This window comes from Pseudomonas sp. GW823-FHT02C02, from assembly GCF_058797635.1.
The window spans coordinates 279,879-296,005 of sequence record NZ_JBXAJV010000003.1 but is presented as its reverse complement, the minus strand read 5'-3'; the positions used below and the strand labels follow the sequence as shown (position 1 = coordinate 296,005).

At 60.8% G+C, this 16,127-nt stretch carries 12 protein-coding genes and 1 pseudogene; 5 read left to right on the top strand and 8 right to left on the bottom strand.

Translation table 11 applies throughout. From position 1 onward, the window contains the following. Positions 1–283: 283 nt before the first annotated feature. Positions 284–475 (top strand): annotated as a pseudogene (tauA, locus tag AC1ROI_RS06760) (taurine ABC transporter substrate-binding protein); the annotation flags it as partial. A gap of 347 nt (positions 476–822) precedes the next feature. On the opposite strand, the gene argA reads toward tauA, so the two are convergent. Continuing rightward, a complete protein-coding gene (argA, locus tag AC1ROI_RS06755; protein ID WP_102594801.1) occupies positions 823–2,121 on the bottom strand; it encodes an amino-acid N-acetyltransferase in 1,299 nt (432 codons plus the stop codon). Between the two features lie 233 nt (positions 2,122–2,354). Then, entirely contained in the window at positions 2,355–3,524 is a 1,170-nt protein-coding gene (gene argE / locus AC1ROI_RS06750) for an acetylornithine deacetylase (RefSeq protein ID WP_102594800.1), read from the bottom strand. 157 nt (positions 3,525–3,681) lie between these two features. On the opposite strand from argE, the gene AC1ROI_RS06745 reads away from it, so the two are divergent. After that, positions 3,682–5,049 (top strand): CYTH domain-containing protein, encoded by a 1,368-nt coding sequence (locus tag AC1ROI_RS06745; protein ID WP_102594799.1) that lies wholly within the window; start codon positions 3,682–3,684, stop codon positions 5,047–5,049. Between the two features lie 121 nt (positions 5,050–5,170). Here the strand turns inward: AC1ROI_RS06745 and AC1ROI_RS06740 are convergent, their stop codons facing one another. Further along, positions 5,171–5,635, bottom strand: coding sequence for an Lrp/AsnC family transcriptional regulator (locus AC1ROI_RS06740; protein ID WP_046045137.1), 465 nt, complete (start codon positions 5,633–5,635; stop codon positions 5,171–5,173). A 125-nt stretch (positions 5,636–5,760) separates the two neighbouring features. Here AC1ROI_RS06740 and AC1ROI_RS06735 point away from each other — a divergent pair, with 125 nt between their 5' ends. From AC1ROI_RS06735 to AC1ROI_RS06725, 3 genes are all read left to right on the top strand, one after another. Further along, entirely contained in the window at positions 5,761–6,099 is a 339-nt protein-coding gene (locus AC1ROI_RS06735; protein WP_010466649.1) for an ACT-like domain-containing protein, read from the top strand. A gap of 90 nt (positions 6,100–6,189) precedes the next feature. Next, positions 6,190–7,974 carry a type IV pilus assembly ATPase TfpB gene (tfpB, locus tag AC1ROI_RS06730; RefSeq protein ID WP_077747176.1) on the top strand — a complete coding sequence of 595 codons (1,785 nt, stop codon included), beginning with the start codon at positions 6,190–6,192 and terminating at the stop codon, positions 7,972–7,974. Positions 7,975–8,043: 69 nt separating this feature from the next. Then, entirely contained in the window at positions 8,044–8,364 is a 321-nt protein-coding gene (locus AC1ROI_RS06725) for a DUF2388 domain-containing protein (RefSeq protein ID WP_169857239.1), read from the top strand. Between the two features lie 175 nt (positions 8,365–8,539). On the opposite strand, the gene gcvP is transcribed toward AC1ROI_RS06725, so the two are convergent. From gcvP to AC1ROI_RS06700, 5 genes are all read right to left on the bottom strand, one after another. Then, positions 8,540–11,413, bottom strand: coding sequence for an aminomethyl-transferring glycine dehydrogenase (gene gcvP / locus AC1ROI_RS06720; protein ID WP_102594798.1), 2,874 nt, complete (start codon positions 11,411–11,413; stop codon positions 8,540–8,542). 173 nt (positions 11,414–11,586) lie between these two features. Next, the gene (gene gcvH, locus AC1ROI_RS06715; protein ID WP_083375505.1) at positions 11,587–11,970 is read right to left on the bottom strand and encodes a glycine cleavage system protein GcvH; all 384 of its coding nucleotides are present in this window, start codon (positions 11,968–11,970) and stop codon (positions 11,587–11,589) included. A gap of 49 nt (positions 11,971–12,019) precedes the next feature. Next, positions 12,020–13,102, bottom strand: a complete 1,083-nt coding sequence (gcvT, locus tag AC1ROI_RS06710; RefSeq protein WP_010464981.1) for a glycine cleavage system aminomethyltransferase GcvT — start codon at positions 13,100–13,102, stop codon at positions 12,020–12,022. 155 nt (positions 13,103–13,257) lie between these two features. Beyond that, the gene (locus AC1ROI_RS06705; protein ID WP_102594811.1) at positions 13,258–14,874 is read right to left on the bottom strand and encodes an ABC transporter permease; all 1,617 of its coding nucleotides are present in this window, start codon (positions 14,872–14,874) and stop codon (positions 13,258–13,260) included. A gap of 211 nt (positions 14,875–15,085) precedes the next feature. Next, a complete protein-coding gene (locus AC1ROI_RS06700) occupies positions 15,086–16,090 on the bottom strand; it encodes an extracellular solute-binding protein (protein WP_083375503.1) in 1,005 nt (334 codons plus the stop codon). Positions 16,091–16,127: the final 37 nt, after the last annotated feature.

Here is a 16,127-nt window from a genome sequence, read left to right as displayed (position 1 = left end):
GCCAGACCGTGACTCACAAGTCAATCGTAACTATGTGTGTCTACGACCATGGTCTAATCCCCGTTTTTTTTGGTCCTTGCAGGGTCGTGCGTTCGTCACAAACCCAAAAAGAATTGGTCTGTTCTTTTTAATACCTTTTAGGAATGAAGCTCCGCTCCATTCTTCGTCCCGGGCCAGAGCGGCTGGCTCGAAAGTTAATTCCTAAAAGGTATTTTTTAGCTGTTTTTTAGATCGATCAGCTTTGACGCCATTCGGAAAAAATCCCCTCCCGAACGGCCACGCCATGGCGACCAAACGCGCACTATCCAGACCAATTGTTACAGTTTGTGTATCGCTATTATTTTTCACTCAGCGCTCAAACGGCGAACCTCACGGTCGGCTATCAAACCGGTATCGACCCCAGCAAAGCCCCCCAAGCGGACGGTGTTTACGAAAAGACCGTCGGTGAAAAATCGACTGGCGTCGTTTCAGGGCCTGGATGCCTCGAAGGTCAAAGTGGTGAACTGCAACCGGCGGAAATCGCTGCCGCCTGCAAGCGTGGCGCTGCTGGACGGCGGCACGGCCAAGGCCATTGGCGAGACGGCGAAGTTCTTGAAGGAGGAAGGGAAGGGTCGAGACGGTGCTGCCGGATTATTCGGCGTATGTCAGCGCGAAGTTCGTGCAGGAGTAACACAAACCCTGTGGCGAGGGAGCTTGCTCCCGCTGGGCTGCGGAGCGCCCCCAAACCCGGTAAACGCGTTATGTCTGATAGACCGAGTTGCCGGGTTTGGGAGTCCTTCGGCCTCCAGCGGGAGCAAGCTCCATCGCCACAAAAGCCCGCAGTTACAGGGCTTTTTCGAAGATCTTCGAATTACGCTGATAGTTGTACAGCGACGCTCGCGCCGACGGCAGGCGTTCGACGCTGCTCGGCACGAACCCACGTTCGCGGAACCAGTGAGCGGTCCGGGTCGTCAGCACGAACAGGGTTTTCAAGCCCTGGGCCCGGGCGCGGGTTTCGATGCGCTCCAGCAACTCATCACCGCGACCGCCATGGCGGTATTCCGGGTTCACCGCCAGACACGCCAACTCGCCAGCGTCCGAATCGGCAATCTGATACAACGCCGCACAAGCGATGATCATGCCTTCGCGCTCAACCACGCTGAACTGCTCAATCTCGCGTTCCAGCACCTCGCGGGAACGACGCACCAGAATCCCTTGCTCTTCCAGCGGGCTGATCAGGTCCAGCAAACCACCGACATCTTCGATGGCCGCTTCGCGCACGATCTCGAATTGCTCTTGGGCCACTAGCGTACCGCCACCGTCGCGGGTGAACAGCTCGGTCAGCAGCGCACCGTCTTCGGCATAGCTGACGATATGGCTGCGGGCAACGCCGCCCCGGCACGCTTCAGCCGCGGCATCCAGCAGTTCCGCCTGATAGTTGCTGCCCAGACGCTGCAAATGCGCCGGGACTTGTTGCGGACGCAGCTCACGCACCAGCCGACCGTTTTCATCGATCAAGCCAAGGTCAGCACCAAACAGCAGCAGTTTGTCCGCACCCAGGTCGATGGCCGCGCGCGTGGCAACGTCTTCGCAGGCGAGGTTGAAAATCTCCCCGGTCGGCGAGTAGCCCAATGGCGACAGCAGCACGATGGAGCGCTCGTCCAGCAGGCGATTGATGCCCTTGCGGTCAACCCGGCGCACTTCGCCGGTGTGGTGATAGTCGACGCCTTCCAGCACGCCGATCGGCCGTGCCGTCACCAGGTTGCCGCTGGCCACCCGCAGGCGCGAGCCCTGCATCGGCGACGAGGCCATGTCCATCGACAGCCGCGCTTCGATGGCGATGCGCAACTGGCCGACCGCATCGATCACACACTCCAGGGTCGCGGCATCAGTGATGCGCATCCCGTGGTGGTAATGCGGGGTCAGGCCGCGTGCGGCGAGCCGGGTTTCGATTTGCGGACGGGAACCGTGAACCAGCACCAGGCGCACGCCGAGGCTATGCAGCAGCACCAGGTCGTGGACGATGTTGCCGAAATTCGGATGCTCAACGCCGTCGCCGGGCAGCATGACGACGAAGGTGCAATCGCGGTGAGCGTTGATGTAAGGCGAAGCGTGACGAAGCCAATTAACGTATTCGGGCATGAACCTGGGCCTGTAATAAATAGCAGCCAAAAAATGGGCGAAACTGAAAACGCACAGCGGGCTGATGGTTATCGTCGGAACAGGCTTGGCGACACGCGCGCTCTCCTCATGAATACGGGTTGGGACACTGGCAATTTACACCTGTGGGAGCCGGCTTGCTGGCGATGCAGGCGCCGTGGTTCATCAGGTGAACCGCGTCATCGTTCATCGCCAGCAAGCCGGCTCCTACAGGTTCAACCACCTGACATTGGCGTTTGGGCCGGTGTCAGGCAGTAATGTTCAATCAATTGACGTAATAGATGCACGGTAGGCTGCAAACGTGACATTTCGAGGTATTCACCCGGTTGGTGCGCACAGGCGATATCACCCGGGCCGAGTACCAGTGTTTCGCAGCCAAGACGCTGAAGATAAGGCGCTTCGGTGCCGAACGCCACTGCTTCGGCGCGATGGCCGGTGAGCTTTTCGGCGACCCGGACCAATTCGGCGTCCTCGGCCTGCTCGAACGGCGGCACTTCGGGGAACAGCGGCGCGTAATTGATCTTCACCTGATGGCGTTCGGCAATCGGGTTGAGCCGCTGCAGAATGGCCGCGCGCAGGGCTTTGGGGTCCATGCCCGGCAACGGCCGCAAGTCGAATTCCAGTGAACACTGGCCGCAGATGCGGTTGGGATTGTCGCCGCCATGGATACAGCCGAAGTTCATGGTCGGTGTCGGCACGCCGAATTGCGGATTGCGGAATTCACGCTGCCACAACAGGCGCAGGCCACGCAGCTCGCCGATGGCATCGTGCATGGCCTCAAGGGCGCTATGTCCCAGGCGCGGGTCCGAGGAATGGCCGCTCTGCCCGAGGATGTCGATGCGCTCCATCATGATGCCTTTGTGCATGCGGATCGGCTTCAGTCCGGTCGGCTCGCCAATCACCGCCGCACGCCCCAGCGGACGGCCGGCTTCGGCCAGGGCACGAGCGCCGGACATCGAGCTTTCTTCATCGCACGTGGCGAGGATCAGCAGCGGTTGCTTGAAAGGCTGATCGAGCAGCGGAATCACCGCCTCGATGGCCAGGGCAAAAAAGCCTTTCATGTCGCAACTGCCAAGGCCCACCCAGCGGCCGTCGACTTCGGTCAGTTTCAGCGGATCGGTCTGCCACAGTGCGCCATCGAACGGCACCGTATCGCTATGCCCGGCCAGCACCAGGCCACCGGGGCCGGAGCCGAAACTGGCCAGCAAGTTGAACTTGCCGGGGCTGACCTGCTGGATGTCGCAGGCGAAACCAAGGTCACCGAGCCACGTCGCCAGCAAGTCGATGACCGGACGGTTGGATTGATCAAGGCTGGGCTGGGTACAGCTGACCGTCGGCGCGGCAATCAGCGCAGCGAACTGATCTTTCATGGGCGGCAAAGGCATCGCTGACTCCAACTCGCGAATTGAAGTCCATCATAGAACCATCTGGCGACAGGAATAAACCGCCGCGGCACGTAGGACTAAGGAGTCCTGTACACTGCACGGCCTTGGCAGCCACACATTTCCCCCGGCTGCGCTCCCGATCCTGGATTTTCCGGCCATGCAGAAAGAAACCGAAATCAAACTCCGCGTCAGCCGCGAAACCCTCGCAGCCCTGCGCGAGCACCCGCTCCTGAAAAAACGCAACAAAAGTGGCTGGGAACGCCGTGAGTTGATGAACCAATACTTCGACACGCCTGAGCGCGACCTGGCCCGCGCCAAGGTTGCCCTGCGCCTGCGCAAGGACGGCGAAGAAGTGATTCAGACCCTCAAGACCCGAGGCCAGAGCGTCGCCGGTCTGTCCGAGCGAAACGAATACGACTGGAACCTGCCCAAAGCCAAGCTCGACATCAAGAAACTCGACGGTGAATGCTGGCCCGAAGAACTTGCCGAACTGGACAAGAAAACCCTGAAACCGATCTTCACCACCGATTTCGTTCGCGAACGCGCTGAAATCGCTTGGGGCCGCGGCAAGACCAAAGTGGTCATCGAAGCCGCACTGGACCTGGGCCACGTGGTGGTCGGCAAGCAGAAAGAAGAAATCTGCGAGCTGGAACTGGAACTGCGCGAAGGCGAGCCGGCTGCCCTGCTGGAACTGGCCGCCGAACTGGCCGCGACCCTGGCCCTGATGCCGTGTGACATCAGCAAGGCCGAGCGCGGTTATCGCTTGTACGACGCCAACAGCTATTCGTTGAGCCTGCCGGCACCGCAAATCACCGCTGAAACGCCGCTGGACGATGCATTCGCCGCGCTGAGCTGGCATTTGCTGAGCAGCAGCCAGCGTCTGGCCGAGCAGTATCGCTTCAATGGCCACTGGCGCTTGTTGCAGGACTGGGTCGAGAACCTGGCCGAATTGCGTGCCTTGCTGAGCAGCCTGGGCCAGGCCGCACCGCGTCAGTCGACCCACGATCTGCGCGTTGCTCTGGATGCCTTGCTCGAAGACTGGCGCCCTCTGGTGCAAGCCGGTATCGACGACGAAGACGTGCGCAAAGCCGCGCCGGAGCAATTCCTCGAAGAACTGGAAGACCCGCGCTGGGGCTTGTTCTCGCTGAACACGTCGCGTTGGTTGCTGGCCCGCACCTGGGCAGCTGATCGCAACGTCCGTGGCAATCGCCAGGGTGCTGCGCAATTGGGTAGCTGGTTGCCGCGTTTGCTGGGTGAAGAAGCGACCTCCCTGCAATTGCAGCGTTATCAGCAACAGCCGGAAGACCTGGCCGAGCAGCTGCCGCGCATCGAGCGCATCCAGGCCTGGCTGCACCATGCCCGTGGCGTGCTGGACATCCCGGAAATGGACCGCCTGTACGGCGAGCTGAAGCAGCTTGCCCAATTGGCGAACGAGCCGATCACCGATGAATCGCTGGATGCGCGCAAGCAGCAGGCCATTGCGGTTTATCAGAATCGTGCCTGGAAAATGCTGCTGCGCATGTAACACCGCCTTCGCGGGCAAGCCTCGCTCCTACAGTATTTTCGTTGACCCCAATTCGGCGGCCGACTCAAACCTGTAGGAGCGAGGCTTGCCCGCGAAGAGGCCAGCACATTCACCGCATACCCTAGACAGGCAAACTCGTCGTCGACTTGATCTCCGACAACGCCACAATCGAGTTCACTTCCTGAATCCCCGGCACCATCGACAGCTTTTCAAAGAAAAACCGCTCATACGCCTCGATGTCCGCCGTGACGATCCGCAGCAAAAAATCCACCGACCCCATCAGCACATAACACTCCAGCACTTCGGGAAAGCCGCGAATCGCCTCGGTAAACTCAGTGAAGTTCGAACGCCCATGCGCGTTGAGTTTGATCTCGGCAAAGATCTGCGTGTTAAGCCCGATCTTCTTCCGGTCGAGCAAGGTCACCTGCCCGCGAATGATCCCCTCCTCCTTCATCCGCTGAATCCGCCGCCAGCACGGCGACTGCGAGAGCCCTACCTGCTCGGCAATCTGCGCGCTGGACAGCGAAGCGTCCTCTTGCAGCAACGCGAGAATCTTGCGGTCGTAGCCATCCAGCTCGCTGTGCATAAATAAACCCGTAATTGATAGCTGACCGAATCAAACAATTCGAAAAATAGCCAATAAGCCCCATCATAGATAAGAAATGCCCGGCGCCGAATGTAAAAATTTCTCCATAGATTTGGAGACCGACCATGCCGCACCTGGAAGCTGTGAACACCTCGCCTATCCGCGCCGATGTCTGGCACGCCGGCAACGCGCACTGCCGCGTTCATTACCAACTGCTGGCCGAAGCCGAGCCGGACCTGCTGTGCCGGGCGCTCAACCTGTTCGCTTTGCAGTTTCTGACGCCGCAACAGGTCAGCGCGCAGCGGATGGACGATCTGATGTCGATCGACATCGTCATGGACGGGTTGAGCTGGCATCGCGCCGAAGTGATTGCGGAAAAATTACGTAACCTGATCAACGTGTGTTCGGTGGAGCTGCAAGCGGCTGATTCCCTGCGGGAAGCGCCTGTTCAGGCGGCGGGCTGACAAACCTCGACACGGCTTCGTCGGGTAGTGGCCCAACGGTCGGCGGGTCCGCGACTATCCTTTGCGAACTGTTGTTCATGAGGAGCCCGCATGTCCGTTCAACTTGCCATTCAGGACCGCTGGCTGGATCTCAATGATTTGCTGCGTGAACTGGTCGCCCAGGGCTTTATCAGCCAGGACTCGGCCGAACACGCGCTCAATGCCCGCCGCCGCCACGCCACCCATGGCCAGATGCATCCCCTGGAATTCATCGCCAGCCAGCACCTGGACGACCTCAGCCGTCCCGGTAAACACCTCGACCTGGAAAGCCTGACCCTGTGGCTGTCGCAGCAAGCGGGCCAGCCTTACTTGCGCATCGATCCGCTGAAAATCAACGTGGCGGCGATTACGCCGCTGATGTCCTACGCCTTCGCCCAGCGTCACAAGATTCTGGCGGTGTCCATCGACCGCGACGCGGTGACCGTGGCCAGCGCCCAGCCTTACGTCAACGGCTGGGAAGCTGACCTGACTCATGTGCTGAAACTGCCGATCAAACGCGTAGTGGCCAACCCGGTGGACATCCAGCGCTTCAGCGTCGAGTTTTTCCGGCTGGCCAAATCGGTCAGCGGTGCGACCAACAACGATCAGCAGGCCAGCAACCTGGGCAATTTCGAACAATTGCTCAACCTCGGCGCCAGCGACCAGGAACCGGACGCCAACGACGCGCACATCGTCAACATCGTCGACTGGCTGTTCCAGTACGCCTTCCAGCAGCGCGCCAGTGATATCCACATCGAACCTCGACGCGAGCAAGGCACGGTGCGCTTTCGCATCGACGGCGTGCTGCACAACGTCTATCAATTCCCCCCGCAAGTGACCATGGCCATCGTCAGCCGCCTGAAAAGCCTCGGGCGGATGAACGTGGCGGAAAAGCGCAAACCCCAGGACGGCCGGGTGAAGACCAAAACCCCGGACGGCGGTGAGGTCGAGCTGCGGCTGTCGACCTTGCCGACGGCATTCGGCGAAAAAATGGTCATGCGGATCTTCGACCCGGAGGTGCTGCTCAAGGACTTCGATCAGTTGGGCTTCTCCGCCGAAGACCTGCGCCGCTGGCAGGACATGACCCGCCAGCCCAACGGCATCATTCTGGTGACCGGGCCGACGGGTTCGGGCAAAACCACCACGCTTTACACCACGCTGAAGAAACTGGCGACGCCGGAGGTCAACCTCTGCACCATCGAAGACCCGATCGAAATGGTCGAGCCGGCCTTCAATCAGATGCAGGTCCAGCACAACATCGACCTGACCTTCGCCGCCGGTGTTCGCGCACTGATGCGGCAGGATCCGGACATCATCATGATCGGCGAGATTCGCGACCTCGAAACCGCAGAAATGGCGATCCAGGCTGCGCTCACGGGTCACCTGGTGCTCTCGACCTTGCACACCAATGACGCGCCCAGCGCGATCAGCCGCTTGCTGGAACTCGGCGTGCCGCATTACCTGATCAAAGCCACGGTGCTCGGCGTCATGGCCCAGCGCCTGGTGCGAACCTTGTGCTCGCACTGCAAGGCACCGCTGACGTTGGGTGAAGAAGACTGGCAAACCCTGACCAAACCCTGGCAAGCGCCACTGCCCACCAACGCCCAGCGCGCCATCGGCTGCCTGGAATGCCGCGACACCGGCTACCGCGGCCGCGCCGGGGTCTACGAAATCATGCAACTGACGGATGGTGTTAAGGCGCTGATCAATCCCGACACCGATCTGCTGGCGGTACGGCGCCAGGCGTTCAAGGAAGGCATGCGCAGCCTGCGGCTGTCGGGGGCGCAGAAAGTGGCGGCCGGCCTGACGACCATCGAGGAAGTCTTGCGCGTGACGCCGCAGAGCGAACAAAAGTAGGCACGGCCGTCACGGAACTGGATGGGGGGAAAGGCATCCAACGCCGTAGTTAACCAGTGGAGTCACCCCATCATGCGTCTCAAACTTGCTGTCGCTACCATCGCGTTGTTGTCCCTTCCAGTCGGTTCGGCGATGGCCGATAGCTTTTGGCGTAACGTCATTTCGTCCGGTGCCACCACCGGTTCGACCTACCTGACCTTCAAGGATCACAAGCTGATCGTTGCCGCGCAGGACGATGCCGGCAGCTTCGTCGCCAGTGACGGCGGCATCCGCGGTCCTTATCTGGAAGCCGCAATGCAGAAAGTCCGCGCCGACAATCCGGGCCTGCAGGCGACGGACATGGAGCTGGCGAATGCGATCCTGGCAAAGAATGCCGTGGCTTCGGAATAAGCTGTTCAGCTGAATAAAAATGCCGCTCCCATGAGCGGCATTTTTTTGCCCGACACAAAACCCTGCAGGAGCGAGCCTGCTCGCGACAGCGGTGGATCAGTCAACATTTCAGCGACTGTTGCACCGCTGTCGCGAGCAGGCTCGCTCCTACATTGGATTTGCGTAGTCCGGGTGATCAGCGGTAATCATCGACGGGCACGCAGGCACAGAACAGATTCCTGTCGCCATAGACGTTGTCCACCCGATTCACCACCGGCCAATACTTGTGCGCCTTGGTGTGCGCATCCGGCGTCACCGCTTGCTCGATGCTGTAAGGCCGCTCCCAGACCCCGGTGATATCGGCCAGGGTGTGCGGCGCTCGCTTCAGCGGATTGTCTTCGGCGGGCCAGTTACCGTTCTGCACCTCGGTGATTTCCGCGCGAATGCTCAGCATCGCCCCGATAAACCGATCCAGTTCGGCCTTTGATTCGCTCTCGGTCGGCTCGACCATCAGTGTCCCTGGCACCGGAAACGACATGGTCGGCGCATGGAAGCCGTAATCCATCAGACGCTTGGCCACGTCCTCTTCACTGATCCCGGTCAGCGCCTTCAATGGCCGCAAATCGAGGATGCATTCGTGCGCCACCCGTTCATTGCGCCCGGTGAAGAGCACTGGAAACGCCCCGGACAAATGTTGCGCCAGATAATTCGCAGCGAGGATCGCCACCTCGCTGGCATCCGCCAATTGCGGGCCCATCATCGCAATGTACATCCAGCTGATCGGCAAAATGCTCGCGCTGCCCCAGGGCGCTGCGCTGACCGCACCGTTCTGCGCCAGCGGTCCCTCAATCGGCACCACCGGGTGATTGGCGACGAACGGCGCCAAATGCGCGCGCACGCCTATCGGCCCCATGCCCGGCCCGCCGCCGCCATGGGGAATGCAGAACGTCTTGTGCAAGTTCATGTGGGAGACATCGGCGCCAATGTCCGCCGGCCGCGCCAATCCCACCTGCGCGTTGAGGTTGGCGCCGTCCATGTACACCTGGCCGCCGTGGCTGTGGATAACTTCACAGATTTCGCTGATGCCTTCCTCGTACACGCCATGGGTCGACGGATACGTCGCCATCAGGCAGGCGAGTTTGTCGCCTGCGTCCGCGGCCTTGCCTTTCAGGTCATCCAGATCGACGTTGCCGGCCTCGTCGCACTCGACGATCACCACGCGCATCCCGGCCATCTGCGCCGAGGCGGGGTTGGTGCCGTGGGCCGAGGACGGAATCAGGCAAATCTCTCGCGCCCCCTGATGACGGCTCTCGTGATATTTGCGGATCGCCAGCAGCCCGGCGTACTCGCCTTGAGCGCCGGAATTGGGTTGCATGCAGATCGCGTCGAAACCGGTGATTGCGCAGAGCCAGCGTTCCAGCTCTTCGATCATCAGCGAATAACCCACCGCCTGCTCTTTCGGTACAAACGGATGCAGGTTGGCGAATTGCGGCCAGGTGATGGGGATCATCTCGCTGGTGGCATTGAGTTTCATGGTGCAGGAGCCCAGCGGGATCATTGATTGGTTGAGCGCCAGGTCTTTGTTTTCCAGTTGCTTGAGGTAACGCAGCATCTCGGTTTCGCTGTGATGGGCGCTGAATACCGGATGACGCAGATAAGGCGAGGTGCGCAGCAGACCTGCCGGAATACCGGAAGCAAGGGTTTGAGCGTCCAGTTCGTCGACGTTCAGCCCATGATCGGAACCGAGGAACACATCAAACAGTTTCGCTACCGTGGATTCGTCAGAGGTTTCGTCGAGGCTCAGCCCCAACTGCCCGCGCCCGAGAATGCGCAAGTTGATCTGTGCTGCCTGGGCGCTTTCGATAATTGCGGTCTGAGTACCACCAACCTCCAGCGTCAGCGTGTCGAAAAAGTGGGTGTTGAGGCGAGTGATGCCGTGACGCTCCAGGCCAGCGGCGAGGATGCAGGTCAACCGATGGACGCGCTGGGCAATGCGTTTGAGTCCTTCCGGACCATGGTAGACCGCATAGAAACTGGCGATGTTGGCCAGCAGCACCTGAGCGGTGCAGATGTTCGAGTTGGCTTTCTCCCGGCGGATATGTTGCTCACGGGTTTGCAGGGCCATGCGCAGCGCGACATTGCCGCGAGCATCTTTCGACACGCCGATGATCCGCCCGGGAATCGCCCGTTTGTACTCATCGCGACTGGCAAAAAACGCCGCGTGCGGCCCGCCGTACCCCATCGGCACACCGAAGCGCTGGGACGAGCCGAACACCACGTCGGCGCCCAACTCCCCAGGCGGGGTCAGCAACAGCAGGCTCAGCAGATCCGTCGCGACACAGGCCAGCGCCTGTTGGGCATGCAGATGATCGATCAACGGACGCAGGTCGCGGATCTCGCCGTGGGTGTCGGGATATTGCAGCAACGCGCCAAACACCTCGTGCTGTTTCAAGTTATCCACAGCGTCGATGATCAGCTCGAAACCGAACCCTTCGGCCCGGGTCTGCACCACGGAAATGGTTTGCGGATGGCAGTTCTCATCGACGAAGAACAGATTGCTCCGGGACTTGGCGACCCGCTTGGCCAACGCCATGGCTTCCGCCGCCGCCGTGGCTTCATCGAGCAGCGAAGCGTTGGCCAGTTCGAGGCCCGTGAGGTCGATGGTCAATTGCTGGAAATTCAGCAGCGCTTCGAGCCGCCCCTGGGCAATCTCCGGCTGATAAGGGGTGTAGGCGGTGTACCAACCGGGATTTTCCAACACGTTGCGCAGAATGACGGCCGGCGTGATGGTGCCGTGGTAACCCATACCGATCAGGCTGGTCCAGACCTGGTTTTGCTCGGCGTACCCGCGCAGCTTCACCAGCGCAGCCTCTTCGTCGAGGGCCGGCGGCAAATCGAGCTCGCGGTTCAGGCGGATTCCCGGCGGTACCGTCTGTTCGATCAGTTCGACCCGGCTGCCGAGGCCGAGGCTGTCGAGCATCGCCTGTTGCTCGGCAGCATCGGGGCCAAGGTGGCGGCGAAGGAAGGCATTGGGATCGCGTAACTGGCTCAAGGACGGCAACTGGGACATGACGGGCTCTCTCTAGGCTGGCGCTCAACGTCGATGCAACACGGTCAAACCAGCATAGCAGCCGCTGCCAACAGCGAACCCGTGCAGGAGCGAGGCTTGCCCGCTCCCACAGGGAAATCCGTCAGGCGAAAAAAAGCCCCGACACGTCGGGGCTTTGGGATGACGCTGAAGGCTTACTCGCCGATGGCGGCCTTGTAGCCGGCTGCATCGAGCAGCTTGTCCAGCTCAGCCTTGTCGCTCGGCTTGAGTTTGAAGATCCACGCGCTGTATGGGTCAGAGTTGAGGCTTTCCGGAGAGTCACCCAGAGCGTCGTTGACAGCGGTCACTTCACCACCGATAGGAGAATAGATATCGGAAGCGGCTTTGACCGACTCGACCACACCGGCAACATCACCGGCAGCGAAAACTTTTCCAACTTCAGTCAGCTCAACGAACACCACATCGCCCAAGGCTTCCTGAGCGTGATCGCTGATGCCCACGGTAACGGTTCCATCGGCTTCCAGACGGGCCCATTCGTGACTTTCGGCAAAACGCAGGTCGGCAGGGATATCGCTCATGTTCTGTGTCCTCAAGAGAATTGTCAGCGGTCGTTGCCCGCCAAAAAGGTTAGATCAAGGTTTTGCCATGGCGGACGAAGGTCGGTTTGACCACCCGGACCGGGTACCACTTGCCACGGATTTCCACTTCTGCGCGGTCGGCAGTTGCCATCGGCACGCGCGCCAGTGCTATCGACTTGCTAAGCGTAGGAGAGAAACTACCACTGGTGATCTCTCCTTCGCCAACATTGGCGATACGGACCACTTGATGAGCGCGCAAAACCCCACGTTCCTCAAGGACCAGACCGACCAGTTTGTGCTGCACACCACCCGCCCGCTCGGCTTCCAGGGCGCTGCGACCAATGAACTGGCGAGTGGCCGGTTCCCAGGCAATGCTCCAGGCCATGTTCGAGGCCAGCGGTGAAACGTCTTGATGAATGTCCTGGCCGTACAGGTTCATGCCGGCTTCGACACGCAAGGTATCCCGGGCACCCAGGCCGATAGGAGAAATGCCCGCGCCCACCAGGTCGTTGAAAAACCCTGGCGCCTGATTGGCGGGTAGAACGATCTCCAGGCCATCTTCACCGGTATATCCGGTGCGCGCGATGAACCAGTCGCCGTCAGGCTGGCCTTCAAAAGGCTTGAGCATCTGGATCAGGTTGCCGCGGGACTGGGTCACCAGTTCGGAAATCTTGTGCCGGGCATGGGGGCCTTGAATCGCCAGCATCGCCAGTTCGGAGCGCTCGTTGAGCTGCACATCGAAACCATCGAGATGGGCCTGCATCCAGGCGAGGTCCTGATTGCGGGTGGAGGCGTTGACCACCAGCCGATAACCGTCCTCGAGACGGTAGACGATCATGTCGTCGACGATGCCGCCGCGCTCGTTGAGCATGGTGCTGTACAAGGCACGGCCAGGGCTGTGCAGGCGCTCGACGTCATTGGCCAGCAAATGCTGGAGCCAGGCCTTGGCCTGGGGGCCGGTGACATCAATCACGGTCATGTGGGATACATCGAAAACCCCGCAATCGCGGCGCACCTGATGGTGTTCCTCGACCTGCGATCCGTAATGCAGAGGCATATCCCAACCGCCAAAATCGACCATCTTCGCGCCAAGGGCGAGATGAAGGTCATACAGAGGCGTGCGCTGTCCCATGGGTTTCTCCTTCCGGGCGTGGCGAAGGTGCGGGCCGGTGCTTTACGGGCGAAAGCCTTGAAATAGAAGGCTTTGAGCCGATGTCAGCTACCAGGTCCGTAGGACGGACCGCACCGAATGCCGCGCATTGTAGCCTCAAGGTGTAGGACTGACACCTAGGCGTTTCGATGCGCCGAACGTCGAATCAATCCGATGACCGGTAACAGCCCGACCAAAACCAGAGTCAAGGCCGGCAACGAAGCTCTCGCCCACTCCCCTTCGCTGGTCATTTCAAAGATCCGAACCGCCAGCGTGTCCCAGCCAAACGGGCGCATCAGCAGGGTCGCGGGCATTTCCTTGAGCACATCGACGAACACCAGCAACGCGGCGCTCAAGGTGCCGGGCAGCAATAACGGCAGATACACTTTGAAAAACAGTCGTGGCCCACTGACCCCAAGGCTACGTGCCGCTTCGGGCAAAGATGGCCGTATTCGCGCCAGGCTGCTTTCCAACGGCCCGTAAGCCACTGCAATGAAACGCACCAGATAGGCCAGCAACAACGCCGACAGACTGCCCAGCAGCAATGGCTTGCCCGCGCCACCGAGCCAGCCCGACAGCGGGATGACCAGCTCGCGATCCAGATAACTGAACGCCAGCATGATCGACACCGCCAGCACCGAACCCGGCAGGGCGTAGCCGAGATTGGCCAGGCTGATACCGGAGCGGATCGCCCGGGTCGGTGCCAGGCGCCGGGCAAATGCCAGCACCAGGGCAACGCTGACGGTGATCAGCGCGGCCATGCCGCCCAGGTACAAGGTGTGGACGATCAGACCGGCGTAACGCTCATCCAGGTCGAAGCGTCCACGCTGCCAGAACCACACCACCAGTTGCAGCATCGGAATGACGAAGGCACAGGCGAACACCAGGCCACACCAAGTCATGGCCGCCAACGCCTTGAAACCCCGCAGGTGATACAGCGCCTTGATGCGAGGTCGTTCATTGCTGGTGCGGTTGGCCCCGCGAGCACGCCGTTCGCCGTACAACACGACCATCACCACCAGCAGTAACAGGCTGGCCAGTTGCGCGGCGGTGGAGAGGCTGAAAAACCCGTACCAGGTTTTGTAGATGGCCGTGGTGAACGTGTCGAAGTTGAACACTGACACCGCACCGAAGTCCGCCAGGGTTTCCATCAGCGCCAAGGCCACACCGGCACCAATCGCCGGCCGCGCCATGGGCAAGGCCACTCGCCAGAACGCCTGCCACGGTGATTGCCCCAGCACCCGCGCCGCTTCCATCAGGCCTTTGCCTTGGGCCAGGAACGCAGTGCGCGCCAGCAGGTAAACGTAGGGATAAAACACCAGCACCAGAACAAGGATGACGCCGCCGGTGGAACGCACTCTCGGCAATCGCAGCTCGGTGCCGAACCATTCGCGCAGCAAGGTTTGCACGGGGCCGGCGAAATCCAGCAGGCCGACGAAGACGAAGGCCAGCACGTAAGCAGGAATGGCAAATGGCAGCATCAGCGCCCAGTCCAGCCAACGCCGGCCGGGAAATTCGCAGAGGCTGGTGAGCCAGGCGAGGCTCACACCCAGGAGCGTGACGCCGATACCGACGCCGAACACCAGGGTCAGGGTATTGCCCAGCAGGCGCGGCATCTGGGTGTCCCAGAGGTGGGACCAGATTTGCTGATCGATGGTTTGCCAGGAGAAGAACAGGACGCTCAGGGGCAGCAGGACCAGCGCGGCGATGGCGAAGACCAGGGGATACCAGCGGCGTTGGGCGGGGTGGGCCAAGGGGATTCTCTAGAAAATATGGGCCGACTCTAACCTGAAGTCGGCTCCATTTTGTGGCGAGGGAGCTTGCTCCCGCTCGGGTGCGAAGCAGCCGCAGGAGGTTATCAGATCATCTCGATCCTGACCTGTCGACGCCAACAGGGCCGCTTCGCAGCCCAGCGGGAGCAAGCTCCCTCGCCACAGGTAGCCGCTCGCCACAATAACGGTGAAGTCAGTTCCAGCCAGCCCGATCCATCATGCGAATCGCTTCAGCCTGACGCTTGCCGGCAATTTCCACCGGTAGCGTATCCGCCACAAACTTGCCCCAGCTCGCCACTTCCGCAGACGGTTGAACCGCAGGGTTAGCCGGGAATTCCTGGTTCACGTCAGCGAAGATCTTCTGCGCTTCAGGGGTGGTCATCCATTCAACCAAGGCTTTGGCGGCTTCTGGATGCGGTGCATGCTTGGTCAGGCCGATGCCCGACAGGTTCACGTGTACGCCGCGATCGCCCTGGTTCGGCCAGAACAGCTTCACGGCCAGGTCAGGCTTCTGTTTGTGCAGGCGGCCATAGTAGTAAGTGTTGACGATGCCGACGTCGCATTGGCCAGCGTTGATCGCTTCCAGCACCGCGATGTCATCGGAGAACACATCGGTGGACAGGTTGTTGACCCAACCTTTGAGGATCTTCTCGGTTTTTTCGGCGCCGTGCACTTCGATCATGGTAGCGGTCAAGGACTGGTTGTAGACCTTCTTCGCCGTGCGCAGGCACAGGCGACCTTCCCAGTTTTTATCGGCCAGCGCTTCGTAAGTGGTCAGCTCGCCCGGTTTCACCCGCGCGGTGGAGTAGGCGATGGTCCGGGCCCGCAGGCTCAAGCCAGTCCAGGCGTGAGCCGAGGAGCGGTATTGCAGCGGGATGTTGGCGTCGATCACCTTGGAGGTGAACGGTTGCAGGATGCCCATCTGCTCCGCCTGCCAGAGGTTGCCGGCATCGACGGTCAGCAGCAGGTCGGCGGTGGCGTTCTCGCCCTCGGCCTTGATCCGCTGCATCAACGGCGCTTCCTTGTCGGTGATGAACTTCACCTGCACACCGGTTTTCGCGGTGTAGGCATCGAAGACCGGCTTGATCAGCTCGTCGATACGCGAGGAGTAAACCACCACCTCGTCGGCGGCCTGGGCAGTGGTGCTACCGATCAGGGTCAGGGCGAGTGCAGTCAGTAGACGCTTCGGTGCCAACATGGGAGCGATCTCTCGATTGGAAAATTGAGGGCAAATG